The 18,871-nt window shown below is 61.2% G+C and carries 19 protein-coding genes and 1 riboswitch; of the genes, 4 read left to right on the forward strand and 15 right to left on the reverse strand.

Going from position 1 to position 18,871, the window contains the following annotated elements; translation table 11 throughout:
* Window positions 1-362: 362 nt before the first annotated feature.
* The 3 genes from ACP690_RS15970 to ACP690_RS15980 all read right to left on the reverse strand — a co-directional run bounded on the left by ACP690_RS15970 (window position 363) and on the right by ACP690_RS15980 (window position 2,398).
* Complete coding sequence (locus tag ACP690_RS15970; protein ID WP_426261663.1) at window positions 363-1,769, reverse strand: L-serine ammonia-lyase; 1,407 nt, start codon at window positions 1,767-1,769, stop codon at window positions 363-365.
* A 124-nt stretch (window positions 1,770-1,893) separates the two neighbouring features.
* Window positions 1,894-1,981: riboswitch (glycine riboswitch) on the reverse strand.
* A gap of 52 nt (window positions 1,982-2,033) precedes the next feature.
* Window positions 2,034-2,174, reverse strand: coding sequence for a hypothetical protein (locus ACP690_RS15975; protein WP_157846228.1), 141 nt, complete (start codon window positions 2,172-2,174; stop codon window positions 2,034-2,036).
* A 47-nt stretch (window positions 2,175-2,221) separates the two neighbouring features.
* A complete protein-coding gene (locus ACP690_RS15980) occupies window positions 2,222-2,398 on the reverse strand; it encodes a hypothetical protein (protein ID WP_426261662.1) in 177 nt (58 codons plus the stop codon).
* Window positions 2,399-2,725: 327 nt separating this feature from the next.
* On the opposite strand from ACP690_RS15980, the gene ACP690_RS15985 reads away from it, so the two are divergent.
* From ACP690_RS15985 to ACP690_RS16000, 4 genes are all read left to right on the forward strand, one after another.
* Window positions 2,726-3,661, forward strand: a complete 936-nt coding sequence (locus ACP690_RS15985) for a replication initiator protein A (protein ID WP_426261661.1) — start codon at window positions 2,726-2,728, stop codon at window positions 3,659-3,661.
* Window positions 3,662-4,319: 658 nt separating this feature from the next.
* The gene (locus ACP690_RS15990; RefSeq protein ID WP_116795213.1) at window positions 4,320-5,138 is read left to right on the forward strand and encodes a helix-turn-helix domain-containing protein; all 819 of its coding nucleotides are present in this window, start codon (window positions 4,320-4,322) and stop codon (window positions 5,136-5,138) included.
* A 249-nt stretch (window positions 5,139-5,387) separates the two neighbouring features.
* Window positions 5,388-6,047: a ParA family partition ATPase gene (gene parA / locus ACP690_RS15995; RefSeq protein WP_426261660.1), complete on the forward strand. Its 660-nt coding sequence runs from the start codon at window positions 5,388-5,390 to the stop codon at window positions 6,045-6,047.
* On the forward strand, window positions 6,044-6,316 hold the full coding sequence (locus tag ACP690_RS16000) for a ribbon-helix-helix domain-containing protein (protein ID WP_116795223.1): 273 nt from the start codon (window positions 6,044-6,046) through the stop codon (window positions 6,314-6,316). The genes parA and ACP690_RS16000 overlap by 4 nt, the downstream gene beginning before the upstream one ends.
* 420 nt (window positions 6,317-6,736) lie before the next feature.
* Here the strand turns inward: ACP690_RS16000 and rfbA are convergent, their stop codons facing one another.
* The 12 genes from rfbA to ACP690_RS16060 form a co-directional block, all read right to left on the reverse strand.
* Window positions 6,737-7,606 (reverse strand): glucose-1-phosphate thymidylyltransferase RfbA, encoded by an 870-nt coding sequence (gene rfbA / locus ACP690_RS16005; protein ID WP_426261659.1) that lies wholly within the window; start codon window positions 7,604-7,606, stop codon window positions 6,737-6,739.
* Window positions 7,603-8,502 (reverse strand): dTDP-4-dehydrorhamnose reductase, encoded by a 900-nt coding sequence (gene rfbD / locus ACP690_RS16010; RefSeq protein WP_426261658.1) that lies wholly within the window; start codon window positions 8,500-8,502, stop codon window positions 7,603-7,605. The genes rfbA and rfbD overlap by 4 nt, the downstream gene beginning before the upstream one ends.
* Before the next feature lie 39 nt (window positions 8,503-8,541).
* On the reverse strand, window positions 8,542-9,591 hold the full coding sequence (gene rfbB / locus ACP690_RS16015; protein WP_116795216.1) for a dTDP-glucose 4,6-dehydratase: 1,050 nt from the start codon (window positions 9,589-9,591) through the stop codon (window positions 8,542-8,544).
* A 13-nt stretch (window positions 9,592-9,604) separates the two neighbouring features.
* Window positions 9,605-10,171 carry a dTDP-4-dehydrorhamnose 3,5-epimerase gene (rfbC, locus tag ACP690_RS16020; protein ID WP_426261657.1) on the reverse strand — a complete coding sequence of 189 codons (567 nt, stop codon included), beginning with the start codon at window positions 10,169-10,171 and terminating at the stop codon, window positions 9,605-9,607.
* 73 nt (window positions 10,172-10,244) lie between these two features.
* Window positions 10,245-11,513 (reverse strand): sugar transferase, encoded by a 1,269-nt coding sequence (locus ACP690_RS16025; RefSeq protein WP_426261656.1) that lies wholly within the window; start codon window positions 11,511-11,513, stop codon window positions 10,245-10,247.
* Window positions 11,514-11,665: 152 nt separating this feature from the next.
* Window positions 11,666-12,922, reverse strand: coding sequence for a hypothetical protein (locus tag ACP690_RS16030; protein ID WP_426261655.1), 1,257 nt, complete (start codon window positions 12,920-12,922; stop codon window positions 11,666-11,668).
* 26 nt (window positions 12,923-12,948) lie between these two features.
* Window positions 12,949-13,668 carry a glycosyltransferase gene (locus tag ACP690_RS16035; protein ID WP_116795220.1) on the reverse strand — a complete coding sequence of 240 codons (720 nt, stop codon included), beginning with the start codon at window positions 13,666-13,668 and terminating at the stop codon, window positions 12,949-12,951.
* Window positions 13,665-14,729 (reverse strand): glycosyltransferase, encoded by a 1,065-nt coding sequence (locus ACP690_RS16040; protein ID WP_426261654.1) that lies wholly within the window; start codon window positions 14,727-14,729, stop codon window positions 13,665-13,667. The genes ACP690_RS16035 and ACP690_RS16040 overlap by 4 nt, the downstream gene beginning before the upstream one ends.
* On the reverse strand, window positions 14,726-15,505 hold the full coding sequence (locus ACP690_RS16045) for a glycosyltransferase family 2 protein (RefSeq protein WP_426261653.1): 780 nt from the start codon (window positions 15,503-15,505) through the stop codon (window positions 14,726-14,728). Before ACP690_RS16045 ends, ACP690_RS16040 begins: the two co-directional genes overlap by 4 nt.
* Window positions 15,502-16,503 (reverse strand): EpsG family protein, encoded by a 1,002-nt coding sequence (locus ACP690_RS16050; protein WP_426261652.1) that lies wholly within the window; start codon window positions 16,501-16,503, stop codon window positions 15,502-15,504. Before ACP690_RS16050 ends, ACP690_RS16045 begins: the two co-directional genes overlap by 4 nt.
* Window positions 16,500-17,588 (reverse strand): glycosyltransferase family 4 protein, encoded by a 1,089-nt coding sequence (locus tag ACP690_RS16055; RefSeq protein WP_426261651.1) that lies wholly within the window; start codon window positions 17,586-17,588, stop codon window positions 16,500-16,502. The genes ACP690_RS16050 and ACP690_RS16055 overlap by 4 nt, the downstream gene beginning before the upstream one ends.
* Window positions 17,585-18,871, reverse strand: coding sequence for an O-antigen translocase (locus ACP690_RS16060; protein WP_426261650.1), 1,287 nt, complete (start codon window positions 18,869-18,871; stop codon window positions 17,585-17,587). The genes ACP690_RS16055 and ACP690_RS16060 overlap by 4 nt, the downstream gene beginning before the upstream one ends.

The raw sequence follows: 18,871 nt of genomic DNA on the forward strand, positions 1-18,871 counted from the left end.
GTCGTCGATCAGGCGTCCGCGGCACACCCGCCAAGGTCAATGCGAACGCTGGTCTTGCGGCCAGCGACAAGGTAAACTCGGCCAGCGTCTCGGATGGCAGTCATGAGAGCGTATATCTGTGCCCGTTCTATGTCCTGACCCCTTAGAGGGCGGCGAACTTGCCGCCGTCGCGGGATATGGCGGGACGTGCCAATGCGGACAACCAACATTCACGGCAACCGCCGGCAACCACATGATCAGCTCTCACAGTGGGGCACGAGATCATGCTCCATCGGCACCGGGACTGGTAATGGCTGGACATTGAGCAGGTCTGCTCAATCCACGTCACTGTCTATGTGTAGACACGCCGACATATAGACACGTCAACATTCCACCACGTTGACCGCCAGCCCGCCGAGGCTGGTTTCCTTATATTGCGAGCGCATGTCTTCGCCGGTCTGGCGCATCGTCTCGATCACCGCGTCCAGGCTGACGACGTGGCTGCCGTCGCCGCGCAGCGCGAGATAGGCGGCGTTGATCGCCTTGACCGCGCCCATCGTGTTGCGTTCGATGCAGGGGATCTGCACCAACCCGCCGATGGGGTCGCAGGTGAGGCCGAGATTGTGCTCCATGCCGATCTCGGCAGCATTTTCGATCTGCGCGTTGCTGCCGCCCAGCACCGCGGCGAGCGCGCCCGCCGCCATCGAGCAGGCGACACCGACCTCCCCCTGGCAGCCCATCTCGGCGGCCGAGATCGACGCGCGCTTCTTGTACAGCATGCCGATCGCCGCGGCGGTGAGCAGGAAGGTGCGGGCGCCGTCGCGCCGCGTGGTTTCGTCGCGCGCGACCAGCGTTTCGTAGAAGCGCAGCACGGCAGGCAGCACGCCCGCGGCGCCGTTGGTCGGCGCGGTGACGACGCGGCCACCCGCCGCATTCTCCTCATTGACCGCGAGCGCCCACAGGCTGACCCATTCGAACACTTCGGCGGGGTTGCTGCCGGGGACGCAGCCGGTCAGGCCCTGCTCGATCGCGCGCGCGCGGCGCCGGACCTTCAGGCCGCCGGGCAGCATCCCCTCCTGCGCGATGCCGCGGTCGATACAGGCGTGCATCGCGGCGCGCACCGCGTCGAGGAAGGCATCGGTCTCGGCCGCCTCGCGCCACGCGGTCTCGTTGGCGCGGACGATCTCGGCGATGGTGAGACCGGTCGCCTCGCCCAGCTCGAGCAGCTCGGCGCCCGAGCTGAACGGGTGGCGCACCGCGACGTTGCTCGCCGAGGCTGGCGCGCCCTTGCGCAGGATCGCGCCCCCGCCGATCGAGAAATAGGTCTCGGTATAAGCGGTGCCGTCGGCGCGCTGCGCGGTGAAGGTCATGCCATTGGGGTGCTCGGGCAGAAATTCGCGCGGGTGGAAGACGACGTCGCTGGCGGCGAAGGTGATCGCATGCGTGCCGGCGAGCGGCAGCCGCCCCTCCGCAGCGATCGCTGCGAGGATGCCGGGCGCGGCGTCGGGATCGAGCCTTTCAGGCTCCCAGCCGGCGAGGCCCAGGATCGTCGCGGTGTCGGTCGCATGGCCGCGGCCGGTCAGCGCGAGGCTACCGAAGAGATCACAGGTGACGCGGGTCGGTGCCGCCCCCTGCCCCACCGCCCGCTGCGCGAAGTCGAACGCGGCACGCATCGGCCCGACGGTGTGCGAGCTCGACGGCCCGATGCCGATCGTGAACAGCTCGGCGACGCTGATCGGCCGATGTAGCCCCCGGTCGAGCGGTAGAGGTGTAGACGTGTCGACGTGCATGCATGTCCTCATCGCCGGCTCCGATGCCGGCCGTGCGCATGCCCCATCTGTCGCTTGTGCCTGAGATCGCTATCCCGTCGGCGGACGTGGGGGAGCATCCCCCGCGCCTCTCTCCAGATATCCTCGCATCGCCATGGTCCTTCTGCCTGAGAGTTTCCGGGGCGGTTGCTCCTTCGGCGCCGGGCGTGCCCGATCTCTCCCATGTCGATGGCGGTGGGTATCGGCCGGGGCAGGGAAGGGGTCAAGGGCGCGTGGCGGTGTGCGTCAGGCTCTATGCTGGGCTGCCGCTTTCGCCAGCTTGGAGGCCTGTCCCTCGCTGACGCCAAGGCGGCTGGCGATGACCTTCAACGACAGGCCTTGCGCGCGCAATTCGCCGGCGCGGCGAATCCGATCGTGTCGTTGCATGCCGTTGATCGTCGATGCGGAGTAACCGGATTGCGCCGGTGAACGGGTCAGACGGTCGACCGCGCCGCTTTGCGATCGGGGGTCATCGGTTCTGGCTGGATGCGCGGGCCTTGCAGATTGGCTGCCTTATCGATCGTCAGTGGCTCATGCGACCAGCCATCGAAGGTGAAGGCTTGCGCAGACGGCTGCGGTTGCTTGGCGCTGTGCCATAGTTCGTATGGCATGATTATCTCCCCGATACCCGGGCTTACATACAGAAAGCGGCGTTCGGGGGATAGTCCGGGCATAGTGCCGACGTGTCTCGGGCTATTGACCGTGTGTCACACGGACGGATTGCCGCTTGCCGGCAGTCGGAACACGGCTAGAGGGCGGGTCCGCGGGCATCTGCCTGTTTCCGACATGTCGACACGCCGACATGTCACGAGGGGGAAGGGATCAACCCGCACGGGTCCTCATTTCCTACTCGAAAGCACGAACTGTTGGGGGCTTGCCCCCATTTCCCCTCGTGAAAACGGCATGGGGGTCCAAATCTTCGTGCTTTCGAGTAGGAAATGGCCATGGCCCGTACCCCTGCTTCGAATCGTCCTGCCCATGGCCCCGACGGCATCCCCCAGCGCGATCTGTTCGCGCTCGACAGCCCACTGCATGGCGAGATCCGCGGCGAACGCTCGCTGATGGCGTTCCCGTTCTTCGCATTGTCGAAAAACGCCTGGATGAAGCCGCTTACCTATGATCACGCGACCGTCTCGATCGAGGTGCGTCCTTCGGCGAGCGGCGTCGCGACGATCTACGACAAGGAAATCGTGCTCTACATTGCCAGCCTGATGGCGGCGAAGCTGGAGGCGGGCGATCGGGTCGAGCAGGATTTCGTCTTCACGGCGCACGACCTGTTCTCGGCGACCGGCTCGAACCATTCAGCGCGTAGCTATGGCCGGCTGTCCGAGGCGCTGGAACGGCTGCAGGGTACGCAGATCAAGACCAATATCGAAGCGGGTGGAGAAGGGGAGGAGGGGTTCTTCTCCTGGTTGTCCGAAGCAAAGCTACACTATAGCAAGACGAAGAGCGGCGAACGGCGCCTCAAGGCCGTCAAGGTGCGGCTGTGTGACTGGCTGTATCGCGCGATCCTGCTCGATCGTCATGTGCTCGACTATGCCGCTGCCTATTTCCAACTAGGGCCGATCGAACGACGCATCTACGAAGTCGCGCGCTCGACCTGCGAAGAGGGGAATGTGCTCGACATCGATCTTGCCACCTTCCGGCTCCAGATCGGCTATCAGAACCCGCTGTCGAACTTCAAGGCGGCGCTGAAGCAGATCGTCGCGACCGACGGCATCCCCGATTACCACCTCGAGCTGGTCGAGGAGACCGAGGCCGCGCGCCCCGCCGGCGATGCTCCTCCGCGCCGCGGCCGGCGTGCGCCCCAGGCCCGCGTCGTCATCACCCCGCGCGGGCCTGCGCTGACTGCGGACGCACCGCGCGAGGGGTAAGGCGGGTCGACCTCGAAGGGTTTGCGAAGAAGGGTGTTTTCACGCGGAGGCGCGGAGGACGCAGAGGTGTTGCGCCTGCCGCGCCAGCGGCCTGTCTATCATGGCCGGGAGGAAGGGATGCGCTGCCGCGCGCGCTACCCCTCCGCGTCTCCGCGTGACCCCCTTTTTCGCGTCTTTGCGCGAATCAGCGGCCGAATCACGCACCCCCGATCGGGGCATGACGGCGCATCGATCCGCCCGATTGTCGCCAATTGTTACCCGATAGCACGAAGTCGAGCCGCACTTATTCTACTCGAAAGCACGAATGGAACGGCAATTCCTATCCGAAAGCACGAACTTTTTCTGGTTTAAATACTCGAAAGCACGAATCTTGGTCGCTTCCGTTGTTGGATCATTGCTGCAACAAGATCGGCGATGCGCGTCATGTCGACGCAGCGGAAAGCAGGAAGCGGCCGTGACCACATAAAGGAAAGCCCGGCACGAAGGCCGGGCATCCCAGAGGGGGTATTGAAGAGCGGCGTCGCCAAACGTCACTCCACGTGAAAGCATCACCACTTCACGGGCTCTTCCTACCGTCCCGCCCCATCGGGTGCAAGGATGCGCGTTTCGCGCCACGGTCTTTTTCGTCCCCGGTCCCGGCCCCCAAGGGGGAAGGAAGATGACGGCATTTGCCCTCAGCGCGGCGAGTGCGCGCGTACTCGAGCGTGCGGCCGGCGGGCGTGCGGCCCACACCGCGGCGGTCACGCCACGTGCGCGATCGGGCGGGCTACACCGCACCGGCGCGCCCGTGCGCCGCGGCAGTATCGAGGCGGGGACGTTCGAAGAGGCGTTCTTCGCCGTCCCCGCGCCCGGCGAGACCGACCGCATGCTCACCGCCTGCCGTCGCGCGCGCGACGCCGGCCGCCGCCTGGCGCGCGAGGCGCGCGCTGGCACGCGTACACTTTCGGCCACCGAACGCCGCCTCGCTGCGCTGACCGCCGGCGCGGTGCGCGTGTTCGAGGAAATCTGCACGCTTGCCCGCCTCAACCGTGGCCGTGTCTTCCCGAGCTACGACTGGCTCGCCGAGGCGACGGGCCTCGGCCGCGCAACGATCGCCCGCGCGCTGGTGCTGCTCGAGGCGGCTGGCTTCCTCGTCCGCCAGCGTCGCTTCACCCGCGACGAGGGCCAGGGGATGGGGGCAGGGGAGGGGCCCCGCTATCGCCAGACCTCCAACGCCTATCGTGCGCTACTGCCGGCGAGCGTGCGCGCTTATCTGCCGCGCTGGATGCGACCGGCGCCGCTGCCCGACGATGTCATCCAGCAAGAGGCCGACCGACAAGAAGGGGACGCGGCGATGCGCGCGAGCCTCAGCTGCCGCGAACTCGCGCGGGTAACGGTGGGCGGGGCGCTTGGTCGCATGCTCGCGCGTCTCGGTGCGCGGATCGATGCAACCTGCGAGTCTCAAAACGAGCCTCAACCGCTTACCGATTCAATCTGATCATGGTGCATAAAGCGTTGGCCTAGCCGGCCAACACATCCCGCCTGACGGCGAAGACACAGATAAGGCAGACACAAGAATCACCCCTAACTACCAATCCAACGACAGGAGTGCCGGCTACGCCGTCACATGCTCCCTAGAAGGAGCAAGCGGTTGCCGACGGTAATTCCTTCGCCAGGTCGGGAATGTGCGCTATGCGACATGTCGACCACTTGCCACGTCGCCATGTCGACATGTAGGGCAGTGGCTATGCCAGTCATCGCGATCATCAGCCAGAAGGGGGGGGCGGGGAAGACGACGCTCGCCATCCACCTTGCCGCCGCGGCGCACGATGCGGGGCGCGTCGCGCTCATCATCGATACCGACCCGCAGGCGACCGCGAGCCAATGGGCCGCCTGGCGCGGCGACGCACCGCCTGAGGTGATCGACAGCCCGCCCCCGCGCCTCGCCGCCAAGGTCGCCGCGGCACAGAGCCAGGGGGCCGAGCTCATCGTCATCGACACACCGCCCCATGCCGACAGCGCGGCCCGCGCTGCGGTCGAGGTCGCAGACCTGGTGCTGATCCCGTGCCGCCCGAGCGCCTTCGACCTTTCGGCGATCCAGACCACCGCGAAGCTCGTCCAGCTGCTGAAGAAGCCGGCCTATGTCGTCTTCACCGCCGGCAACCCCAACGCGCCCCGCGTCTATGAAGAGGCCGGCGAGCTGGTCGAAGGCTTCGGCACACCGCCCTGTCCCGTCCAGATCCCCGACCGCGCTGCCTATCGCCACGCCAGCGGGGAAGGGCGCACCGTCATGGAATACGAGCCCGCGGGCAAGGCCGCCGACGACATTCGACAAATCTACACGTGGACATGTCGACAGCTCGGCCTGCCTACCCCCCGCAAATCCGCAAAGAAAGCCGCCGAATGAGCCGCAAACCCAGCTTCGCCAATCTGCGCAGTGCCGCGCCGACGCCTGCGGTCGCTCCCGTCGCAACGCCGGCCGCGACCGCCCCGACGCAGACGGCAACGCCAGCGAGCCGCCAGGGCCGCAAACAGATCGCCGGCTTCTTCAGCCCGGAAATGTCCTTCGCGATGCACACGCTCGCGCGCCGGCAGGGGCGGAGTCTCCAGGCGTTGATGGCCGAGGCGTTCAACGACGTGCTGAGGAAGCATGGTGAAAGCCCGATTGGGGATTAAGGGGTATGGTGCGCACACAAAGACGGCTATCATACCCTCATGCGCGGTAGATTGTTTCGAAGGCGGGTCTTGCTGACGGTCGTCTTGTCGACAGTGGTTGTCGTATCTGGATCAGGCGTTGCTCAGACGCGCTCGGTTAGGGATACGGCAACCGCGTATGGCGCCCGCCTTAATGCAAAGGGTCAGCCTGCCAATATCAATCCGGCCCGGATCAACAGTCGTGTGGCATCGCGGATCGACAATAGGCTCAACCTGCGGATCGAACGTTATCGACCCGAGGCTACTGCCGATCCCGGTGCGGCCTTCCGAACGACCATGAACGATAAGACCAGGGCCACGCCGGTCATTGCGCCGCCTCAGCAACAAGACGCCGATGATAGCACTCGATAGCCGAGCTTGACCCTCACAAGGGAAGCGGTCTCAGGTGTTGTTGATAGCGTTCAGGATGGCACGCCCATAAGCCGTCTTCTTGAACCGCTCGCCGGCGGTTCGCGCCTGGTCGGCGTCGATGAAGCCCTTCTCGAAGGCGATCTCTTCGAGGCAGGCGACCTGCACCCCCTGGCGGTGCTGGAGCGTGCGGACGAACTCGCCCGCCTCGAGCAGGCTGTCGTGCGTGCCGGTGTCGAGCCAGGCGTAGCCGCGGCCCATCTGTTCGACGTAGAGGTCGCCCGCTTCCATGTAGAGGCGATTGAGGTCCGTGATCTCGAGTTCGCCACGCGCCGAAGGCTTCAGGTTGCGGGCGTATTCGACGACGCGGTTGTCGTAGAAATAGAGGCCGGTCACCGCATGGTTCGATTTGGGCGCCTCGGGCTTTTCCTCAAGGCTGATCGCGCGACCGCCCTCACCGAATTCGACGACGCCGTAGCGTTCGGGATCGTCGACACGGTAGCTGAACACCGTCGCGCCCGCGGGCCGCGCGACCGCATTGGCGAGCAGGTCGGTGAGGTGCGCACCGAAGAAGATGTTGTCGCCGAGTACCAGCGCCACGTTATCATCGCCAATGAAGTCCGCGCCGATCGTGAACGCCTGTGCCAGGCCATCGGGGCTCGGTTGCTCGGCGTAGGACATGGCGAGGCCAAACGCCGATCCGTCACCGAACAGGCGGCGGTAATTGTCGATGAATTCGGGGCTGGAGATGATCAGGATGTCCCGGATTTCCGCCAGCATCAGCACCGACAGCGGGTAATAGATCATCGGCTTGTCGTAGACGGGCAGCAGCTGCTTGTTCACCGCCAGCGTCGCCGGGTGAAGCCGCGTGCCCGAGCCGCCGGCGAGAATGATGCCCTTCACTGTTTGGCTCCGATCAGTTCGTCGAGGATGTCGCTAAGCGCATCGCGCCAGTCGCGCGGAGTGATGCCATAGGCGTCGTGGATCGCCGCGTGGCTCAGCAGCGAATTGGCCGGGCGCCGCGCGGGCGTCGGATAGTCGCTGCTCGGGATGCGTGCGACCTGGGCCGAGGGGCCGCCGCGTTCCGCCGACTGGCGGAAGATCTCGATCGCGAAATCCGCCCAGCTGATATCGCCGGCGTTGCTGAAGTGGAAGGTGCCGGTCGGCGCGTCCGCATCGTCGGCGAGGCGGACGGCGATCGTCATCAGTGCCTGCGCCAGATCGGCTGCGCTCGTCGGGCTGCCGCGCTGGTCGTCGACCACGGTCAGCAGGTCGCGGCTCTCGGCGACGCGCAGCATCGTCTTGACGAAGTTGTTGCCGTGCGCGCTCACCACCCAGGCGGTGCGCACGATCGCATGGCGCGCGCCGCTGGTGCGGACCGCGAGCTCGCTGCCCAGCTTGGACGCGCCATAAACCCCTAAGGGTGCGACGGGATCGTCGACGTCCCATGCGCCCGTCTTGTCGCCGGCGAAGACGTAATCGGTCGACACTTGGACGAGCGGGATGCCCGCCTTGGCGCAGCCTTCCGCAAAGGCCGCGGGCGCCATGGCATTGACCGCCCAGGCAGTGACGAGGTCGGTTTCTGCCTTGTCGACCGCAGTATAGGCCGCGCCGTTGATCACCGCCGCCCAGGGGCGGGACGCGACCATGCCGATGATCGCTGCGGTATTGCGCAGGTCGAGATCGGCGATGTCGAGTGCGGTCACCTGCCAGCCCGCCGGCCAGGCGCAACGCTGCAATTCGGTGCCGAGTTGTCCGCCCGCACCGGTGACAAGGACGTGGCGCGTCGCCTCGCTCATCGCGCGACCTTCATGTCGACACGCAGACACGTCGTCATGTCAGGCGATCCCGCGGCGTTCGGACGCCTTGGCGGCGACGAGTGGGCGCCACCAGCTTTCGTTGGCGAGATACCAGTCGATCGTCTTGGCGATGCCGGTCTCGAACGTCTCGGCAGGCGTCCAGCCGAGCTCATCGCCGATTCGGCTGGCGTCGATCGCATAGCGCTTATCGTGACCAGGACGATCGGCAACCTCGGTCATCTGCTCGGCGTAGGATTTGCCGTCAGCCCGCGGACGGCGGTCGTCGAGGATTGCGCAGAGCGTCTTCACTACCTCGATATTCTGCCGCTCGTTATGACCGCCGACATTGTAGGTGCGCCCCGGCTCACCCCGCTCGAAAACCGCCTGCAGTGCGCAGACGTGATCCTCGACGTACAGCCAGTCGCGCACCTGGTCGCCCTTGCCGTAGATCGGCAGCGGCTCGCCATCCAGCGCTTTGGCGATCATCAGCGGAATGAGCTTTTCGGGGAAGTGATAGGGCCCATAATTGTTCGAGCAGTTGGTGATCAGCACCGGCAGCCCGAAGGTATGGCCCCATGCCGATACCAGATGGTCGCTGCCGGCTTTCGACGCCGAATAGGGCGAGCGCGGATCGTAGGGCGTCTCTTCGGTGAACAGGCCGGTGTCCCCGAGGCTGCCATAGACCTCGTCGGTCGAGATATGGTGGAAGCGGAACGCTTTGCGGGCATCCTCGTCTAGCTCCAGCCAATAAGCACGCGCCTCGGCGAGCATCGTATAGGTGCCGACGACGTTGGTCTGCACGAACGCGCCGGGGCCATCGATTGAACGGTCGACATGGCTTTCAGCAGCCAGATGCGTGATGACGTCGGGCTGGAACTCTGTGATCGCGGCGCGCACCGCTTCGGCATCGCAGATGTCGCCCTGGACGAAGCGATAGCGATTGCTCTCCGCGACGCGCTCGACCGTCGACAGCGTGCCAGCATAGGTCAGCTTGTCGAAGTTCAGGACCTCGTGGGTTGTATTCTCGATCAGGTGTCGGACGAGGGCCGAGCCGATGAAGCCGGCCCCGCCGGTGACGAAGATGCGCATTGCGTGTGGGTCCTCAGGCGAGCGGTTCGAGCGGATGGCCGTCATAGGGAAAGGGGCTGTCGAAGTCGGCCAAGGTGGGCTGCACCTTGTCCTTGTCCGAGAGTTCGGGGGTGGCGTCGGCTGGGATCGGCCAGTCGATGCCGATGCTGTCCCAGCGGATACCGCCGTCTGCCTCGGGCGCGTAGGTATCCGAGCATTTGTACGTCACCTCGCAATCAGGCTCGAGCGTGACAAAGCCGTGCGCGAACCCGGTTGAGATAAAAAGCTGATGGCCGTTCTCGGCACTAAGTTTGGTGCCGACCCACTGGCCATACGTCGGCGATCCCTTGCGTATGTCGACCGCGACGTCCCAAATGCAACCGCGAATGCAACGCACGAGCTTGTCCTGCCCGCGCGGGGGCGTCTGGAAATGCAGCCCGCGCAGTGTGAAAGCAGGAACAGACAGCGAGTGATTGTCCTGCACAAAACGGCACGTCACACCGTATTTCTCAAACGCCGGTTCGGAATATACCTCGGTGAACCAGCCACGAGAATCGCCGAAGCGCTTGGGGCGAATGATTTTGACGGGAGACAAGGGCATGATCCTGCCACTAGTGAAAGATAGAACAGGCGCAATATGGCTATTTTGACACGTTATGGCCATCGCTAGGCGTCTACCGCGCGCCATGCCCGGAAACAACTGTCCCGAAGGTCCTCATCAAAATTAAAAGATCAAGCCAAATAGAATAATACTTAATATAGTAGAAATCATAATAGAGCTTTTCTGTTACATCGTCTACGTTAGTAACATGGCCCTGGTTGACTTGGGCCCACCCAGTCAACCCGGGAAGAATGATATGACGGTATCTGTAAAAAGGAATCTCGGCTTCGTACCATGTGGAGAGAACAAGAGCTTCTGGTCGCGGCCCAATCCAGCTCATCTCTCCCTTCAGGATGTTTATGATTTGCGGTAGTTCGTCAATTCTGGTTCGTCGGAGGAAGCGCCCGACTGACGTGATACGCGCGTCGCTATCCTGCGTCATAGCCGCGGTACGTGCTTCTACGGATGGAAGTTCCGCTGTCATCGTCCGAAATTTATAAACAAGGAATGGATTACCTCGATATCCCATTCTCTTCTGTTTAAATAAGGCAGGACCGGGCGAGGTTGATCTGATAGCCAGACCAATAACAACAAAAAGCGGTAGGAGGAAGATCCCGACGCATAGTGCGAGCAGAAAATCAGCAATACGCTTTATAACCATCACCGATAATCGCGGCGTAAGCGATCCGAAGTTACTTTCGGAAATATGTTCCAGTTCGACCCGCCCGGTAAGTGATTCTTTGAGGTGTTTGAGGTGGTAAACGGGGATGCCGCGGAGCGCGTAATCCGCAAGGGCCGCATCCCATTCGGACGGCAAAGGGATGCGTAGGTCCGCCATGACCGCATCGATCACCGATGGTGGGCGCTCGGGATCAGTTAGAAAAAAGGTATTCACGCCTTTAACCTCCTGCAGCGCATTGCCGTTACAGGGGGGTACAATACCGATCTGTAGCGTCTGGCGTCGCTGCACCGAAGAGTAAATCACGAAGAACCAGATCGTGCTTATCGCCCAACCCGAAAAGAGCACGGCTCTGTTGTAAGGAAATCGACCCGCAATTAAAATCAGCAGTAAGATACCGTAAGAGGTGGCAATTGCCGGCACGACATAAGAGGTCGATTCAACGCCGGGATAAGTGTTAATACTACGAGAAATCCACACGCCAAGGACCATGGCAACAAAACTAGAGGCCATCGTCACAAATAACTGGTATGAGCTGTCCTGGGATGCCAAAAGCACGTAGCGGATAGCTGCGGGTAAGGCGATCGCTAGTAGGATAGCGCCGCCAAGCTGGTATCTCATTCTTGACCAGCGGTAGTCCTGAAAAGGGATCGTAACACTCATATTATGTTCTCGAACTCTACTGTTCGATGCTGCACAGAGCGCAGCATGTTGCATACAACAGGTTTGTATGCGGTTGCCGGTCGTTTAACACCGCTAAGCTATAGTTACTAGGCCCATACGAGAGCCATCGGTGTCGATCTGTCGCACTCCCCTCATGCCGACCAAGATTCTCCTGCGGTCAAGCGTCCACTCCCGTTGCTCAGTGGCGGAGCTTCAGCGATATTCTGAAAGTAGCAAGCCGTGAAGGTTAAATCGTTCCGGCTGCCTGACGTGATGATAGCGGGCCTTGTCGCGGAAGGGCGATATGCACCGAAGCTCTTGAAGGCACAGCTGTCAACATGAGCCAGCAATGATCCCTTTGTGGACCGGAACATGACGTGGGGCCCAACCTGAATGGGATCGTTCCGCTGGAAGGAGCAGGCCGTCAACTTTACGGTGCCGCCATCCGCTGTGGTCCAGTCGAACAGAACATCAGCGGCGACAATATTATTCTCAAAATAGCAGCTATCGATGTGCGCCGCGGCTCCACCCTGCGCCGGTCCATCTCGAAAAAGGATACCGGCGCCTTTTCCTGTTACCGTCCCATTGCCTTCGAAGCAGCATGAACGAAATGCTATGTTGCATCCACCCTCAAAGCGAGCCGCAATCTCACCATTACCGCTCAGATTGCACGTAGTGAACGTATAGACATTAGGACTCGAAAAGCTGTCGCCGCGGGCGCTAAGCCCGATCACTCCGCCCAGAATGTAGACGTCGCGGGCATCGAATCGCAACGTGTCGATCGCATCGATGTTGGTCTCGAAGCCAGCAATCTCCACGTCGATGAGGCTAATTCCCTCCACCCCATTCAGTCGTAGCCCGGTTCCAGTGCGGTGTTTATCCTGGCGTCGTCGCAGACGCAGGCCGGAAATGACGAGCCGCAACGAAGGGCCATCGCCGCGCGCTGCCTTATGCGCGCGCGTCTCGAACGCTGGCTGGGCTGCCGGTCCTGCATAAAATAGCACGACATTGGCGCTACCTTCGCCCTCAATGGTCAGTCGGCGCATGTCGCCATCGTCGGCAATCTTCTGTTCGTCTCGCCAGACGTAGTTCAATGGACTTCCGATAAGGTATCTTCCGCCGGGGATGTAGAGGCGCCGCCCCGTGGTCAGCGTCGATTGATCGCGCGCAGATGCCGCGTCGATCGCAGCCTGGAACGCCGGTGCACAATCCACCAAGAGCTTTCCATCACGTACATCGTCGCGCATCGCTTGCGTCATGTATGTCATGACGTTGAGGCGTTCGCCGCTGTCTGGCGATAAATCAACGGTGGGTGAGCAGCCGGCCGGGGCTGCCGTGGCGGCGGAAACGGTTCCCACAAGAGATAGGCTGGCCAGCGCTTGGCGTCGGCCGATCAATGTACGCCACATGCCGCGCGCCATGCCTGAGGTAGCGATCAGATACCAGTCAGGTATCGGGTGACGCTCCTGACGTGCCAGCGCAAATGGGCGAAGCTGCGATGACTGGCGCGTTGCGCATCGTGGATGACGCGGACTTGCGATACCAGCCGGACCGCCCAGCCGTGTCGCCGAAGCCGACGGCCGATGTCGGCATCTTCCATGTACATGAAAAAGCGTTCGTCAAAGCCGCCGATGGCGCGAAACACCTCGCTGCGGAACACGATGAACATACCGGCGAGCCAATCGACCAGCATCGGATGCGATTGCAGACGGTAATCAGGATCGCGGCGCCGCAAAATCGCACGGGCAAAAAGGCGCGCGAAGGTCGGCGCGCGGCGGGCACTATCCTGTGTTTGACCATGGCTGTCGACAACCAACGGGCCGCATGCGCCGGTTCGTTCGTCGAATGCCGCAATCAGATCGCTTGTCGGGTCGCCGTCCAGCCGGATGTCGGGATTGACGATACAGAAATAGGGTGAGGCACAATGGGAAAAGGCACGGTTGTGATTCGCACCAAATCCGGCAGGCGCGTCGTTGACGACAAGCGTGATCGGAAGGTCTGCGAACTCGTCAAGAAAATCCATTGATTCCGGTATGTTGATGACAAGAACAATAGCCGTTCGCGACAGGTCAGTGCGTGCTAGGTCGTGCAACAAATGGCTGATCAGGGCACCCTGACCGTGGCTCACAATCGAAATGGTGACGAGCGGCGTCATGACAGGATTCCACTGGCGGCGAGATCGGCCGGTCGCTGCGCGACCTGTTCCAATCCATCTTCGAATATTCGGCGGGCAACCGGTTGCAGGCGTGTAAGGCGCACTTCGTCGAGGCTCAGCGTGACAGCGCGCTCCAAGACGTCTTCAATTTCAAGCGAAAGCGGCAGTAGATTGTCCTTCAGTTCGTCGCGCATGTAGGCGCGCACGCCTCCTGCATCGCGGCATAGGGGGACGCATCCCGATCCCATGGCTTCGAGCGGCGGGAGGCCGAAGCCCTCATGTTCCGATAGCAAAAGAAAGACGCGTGTACGCTCGTAAAGTGCCCGCATCTCATCGGGTGTTGGGCGTAAAAGAAGCTGGATGCCCGGATCACCGTGCACCATTTCAGCGAATTCGTTGTTCGGCGTGATGACCGCCATTCGTATGTTCGCAGGGTGTTGCTGTCGGAGTGCGAGCACACGCTGGGCAAGATCGACACGCTTGTGTGCGCCGCGTCGCATCATCAACACGACATTGACGTCGCGACGACGATCCATTGCGCCGCGGAAGGCAGGCGAGGCCCAGATCGGAATGGTCGCCGCCACGGGAACACGGTTCACAGCGAGCGATGCGGCGAGATAACTGTTGGCCGCCAGCGTCCGCCCGCGGGTCAGTGTCGCAAGGATGAAGCGGCGCATTACGCCTTGCAGCCGGGCCGGAACAAAGGTCCATTCCAGATCCTGCACGAAGAACCAGAGCTGCTTACCCGAGACCAAGGGCGCCAGCGCGTAGGTAACATAATGGCTGAGTACCCAGCGTGCGTCGGGCTGGCGACGCTTCAGCGCAACAAAACGTGCCGCGACCGCCGGTATGCCTGTCAGTACCCGAACCGGACTGATCGTGTTGGTGCTGAGATAGTTGACCGGTATCGGTGAGCAGGTCACCTCGTCGGGCGTTCGCCACATCACGACGATGCGTGCTTCTCCGCCGCTGGCCACGATGTCACGTGCCAGGGTAACAATCTCCTTGGTGCCTCCGGTAATCTTCAGCGACGGCACAACGATGCAGACGGGGGATGTCATGCGAAGCGCGCCCGCAGCAATTTTACTTGGTTGAGCAGCCGCAATGTGAGCCAGCGTGCGCCACGGGCATGCTTGTCGATGAAGATGCTGTCTGCGCGATATTTCCGCGCCGACGACTGCGCTCGCGACCAGCGATCGCTTGCGGAGGCACCGCCCAGATGTGTCAAGGAAAAGCGCGGATCGTATATCACTGGAACGCCGTGAAGGTTTGCGCGATGACTCCAGTCCATATCTTCGCCGTATAGCGGATAATCACAGTCCAACAGTCCAACCTTGGCGAATACCGCACGTGTCGTCAGCATGAAGGCCATGATGCCTGCGCCGACAGTAGTGGGCTCGATCATGCTAGCATAATCCGGTTGGCGGCGCAGCGCACGACCCAGCCCAACTGGGCTGCCGACGCAGTCTTGGTGCGTTCCATCAGCATTGAGCAGTTTGATGAAAAGAACACGATCTTCGGCTAACTGAGACTTCAGTCTCTCCCAAAAAGATGGAGTGAGACCGAAGATGTCGGGATTGAGGAGCAATATCGCCTTGTGCCTTGCCCGCAGGATCAACTGGTTGTTGGCGTAAGAGAAACCAGGATTAGACGGATCGTGCGTGTAATCGTCATTTCCGGCTAGTGCCCGTAGCTCGTCGGTCGGTGAATTATCATAAAATAGCAGCTCAACGTTCGAGAAGGATGCGAGTGAGTCGCGCAATTCGCTGACAAATCGCTCGGAAACCTCTCGAGCTTTGAAAAATACAACGCAGATCGATATGGGAAGTGAGGTCATGCTGTAAAGTTTCCACCGATCAACGGGTCAATCGAGAAAAAGATCGCCCGAAGGCCGATAACCACATAGGCGAGTGCTAGGATTTTAATAACATTGTTTTTATCCCATAGCCGAGAGATCAGCACGAGATAGAAAGGCATGAACAATTCCATCATCCGAAAGGCAAATACGGGTGTATTACTAAGAGCGTAGAAGGATATCAGACCGACTATCGCAAGGACAAGTTCCTGATACTGGCTGTTTAAACTACGAAAGTCAAAAATAGCAACGACAAGCGACGCGAACATGACGATCGGCATCAGACTAAATATGTTGATCTCATTAAAACGACCCTGCGTCGTCAGGTCCTGGTATTCGTTCACCCGTTGCAATATCTGGCTGAAAACATCTTGGGTCAGCAGCAGCGCAGCGAATGTCAGTCCCGCAACCGCCGCGAGGACTGGACGCTTCGTGCCAACGAAAATAAGGATGTAGGCAACAACGATTAGGATAAACGAGCTGTGGATCAGCGTAGCGATAAGCAGGAATAGGTATCGCAATCTTGTTTCGGTGTAGATGCCGAACAAACCAAAGGCTAATGCCAGCGCAATGCGGATCTGAACGTAATCGTGCAGCCAGAATAGGTAAGAGCTATATAACAACAGCAGAACAAGCCGATTACCGTTGGTTCGCGACAAAGCGGTAGCTTTGAAAGCGCAGGTACAAATTGCTATCAACGCTACGAATAGTTCAAATCTTGCGCCGAGTAGTGCAAAAATCCGGGCGAGGCTGTGGTATAAAGGATCGCTCGCTTGCCAGATAAAGGTAAACGGCGAAACCGAATCAATTAGATACTGGGCTTCATAATTGCGGTAGTCGGGTGCCGGACCGACGAGCTTCAATCCTGCGACCAGCGATCCTACGATTATGATGCCAATCAGTGCGAGGCGTCGGGGAAGATCGTTTGCAGCTGGCAGGTCGGACGCGGCGGCCGGCGGGGGATTGCCGGAGGGCATCATGGCCGATTTTCCTGACCTGGATGCCCCAGTGCAACGACAAACTGGCGTTCCATGTCTTCTGCCACGACAGGCCAAGCAAAGGGCTCGGCCGCAGAACGGGCACGGTCTATCTTTTCGTGCAAGTGAGGATCGTGCTCGATGCTGGCGATCATATCGACGAGCCGGTCGATATCACGAGCCGGGTAAAGCCACGAATTGCTTTCATCTGCTGGACGGTAGCCGGTGCTAACCGTCGGCACGCCGCTCGCCATTGCCTCCAGTACCGGATAATGTGGACTGTCATTCAGGCCGTAGGTGCCCGCGATCAAGATATCAAGCGATCGATAGAATGCAGCGAGCTCCGCGTCGCTGCGCGGTACAATAATCTCGGCAGCAGGATGACTCCAGCCCTCGGGCAAATTGCCGAAGGCGACGCGTAGACGATAACGCGGGTCGCGTGCGTGAAGCCGCTCGAACGCCTCAAGTACGTAGCGCGTACCCTTCCATGGTTCGGTCCGCCCAATCGTTCCCAGTATGATCGGGGTGTCTGCAGAGAAGCGGACGGGCATGTCGCGGGGATGAAATACTGCCAGATCAATCCCACAAGAGACGACGGGCCGCGTTTCGAGACCGGGATAGGATGGGGCATTCACAATTTGCGTCAGCGGCAGCGAATACGACAGCCGGGCTAACGCGTAGCGGCCCGGCGCAAAGGGATTCAAGCAGAAAGTGGGTTCGTATGCCTGGATATAGTAAAAGCGGGCACGTCGCGGCACTCCGGCCAGTGCTACTGCCCACGCGGTGAGATTGTGGTTGGCGAGGACTACGTCGTAGCGGTCGCCAATCCGCGCCAGGCCGGCACGCAGCGCGAAATTGTTATGTAGTCCAGAGCGTTCAAGGCCCTCTCCCAACGGCATGACTTCGACTGCGCCGTGCAAATTGGTACGCAGGATACGCGCCCTGGTCGGGAAATAGGGTTGCCCCGCGGCGCGTGGCACCAAGACATCAACGTCATGGCCTGCGTCAATCCAAGCATCGGCGAGCCGTGACAAGACCCGCGCGCCACCGGACGTTCCAAACGCCGCCATCGGAATGAGGATCTTCATGCCGTGTCCTGTGTGTCGGGAGGGAACATGACGGTGCGTCGCCGCGAGGTAGAGATGGTGAGTGTGGCAACGAGCAGGGCATAGACGGTATAGGTCAGGAGATGTGCGATCGCGACTCCTTGGAACCCGAAAAGGCGCGTGCAGACGATTGTCGCCATCCAGAACATGAGGCCTGCTACGATCTCGCTCACGACAAAGCTTTTCACCAGTCCACGTCCGATCATCAGAAATGCGAGCAGCCAAGACGCAATTTTCACAACGTCCCCAGCCATCTGCCAGGCGAAAAGGACGCGCATAGGCCGGAAATCATCGGCAAATAAGAGTGAAACGATAAGATCGCGGGCGATAAAGATCGCGGCGGAAGCGGCAATCACCAATGGCAATACGGTACGGTATACCAGCAGCAGCTCGCGGCGCATCTCCGGCCAGTGCCGGATTTCGGCAATGCGTGGGAGATAATATAGTGACAGGGTCGTCGTGATAAGCGTTAGGTAAAGCGTGCTGATGCGCCACATGGCATCCCAGTAACCGGCGTAGGTCAGGCCAAACCGGTCAACCAGCGTGCTGCGCACGAGGATTTGGCTAAGCGGTGATACGATTGCGGTGGTGGCGGCCATGACCACGAAACCCGATAACCGACGCGCCTCGGCGAGATCGATGCTGCCAACGAACGCGCGCCAGCCGAACCAAGTGGTGCGGAGTGCCTGCTGCAGCGTGACCAGTAAGAGAATCCCCTGATTAAGGCTCAAAGCAACCAGAGCACCGTACAAGCCGAACTGCCAGGCAAGGACGCCCGTCACCAGCAGCGATACGATCGAGCCACCGATGTTGCTGGTCACGAAACGGCGCACTTCCTTCTTGCCGTTCATGATGGCGAGCAGCAGCGCGTTGCCCGCGATAAGAGGGAGGCAGGCTGCCAGCCAGACGAACACGCCGGCATAGCCGGGGTCGTGCAGAAACGCGGACGCGAGCTGATCGCGGAACGCCAAGATGAGCGCAGCGCCGACGATAGAAGCGCCCAAAACAAGCAATCCTGCGGTACGCCACATCCGCCGTTGCCGCTCACCATCCGTGACATATTCGGCGGTCAGCTTTACCACGCCATTGCCTGTCGCACCGGTCGCAAAGGTGATCGCCATCGTCAGGGCGTTCTGAAACTGACCGATCAGAGCATAGCCGGCCGGGCCGACATAGATTGCAAGCACCTTGTTGAGCACGAGCGCCGTGCCGGTACGAACAACGACCGCAACGCCGTTTAGAGCGCTGGTCTTCAATAGCGACAT

Origin of the sequence: Sphingomonas sp. DC4900, from assembly GCF_049896485.1 — a bacterium.
In the GTDB taxonomy this organism is placed as follows: Bacteria; Pseudomonadota; Alphaproteobacteria; order Sphingomonadales; family Sphingomonadaceae; genus Sphingomonas; species Sphingomonas aquatilis.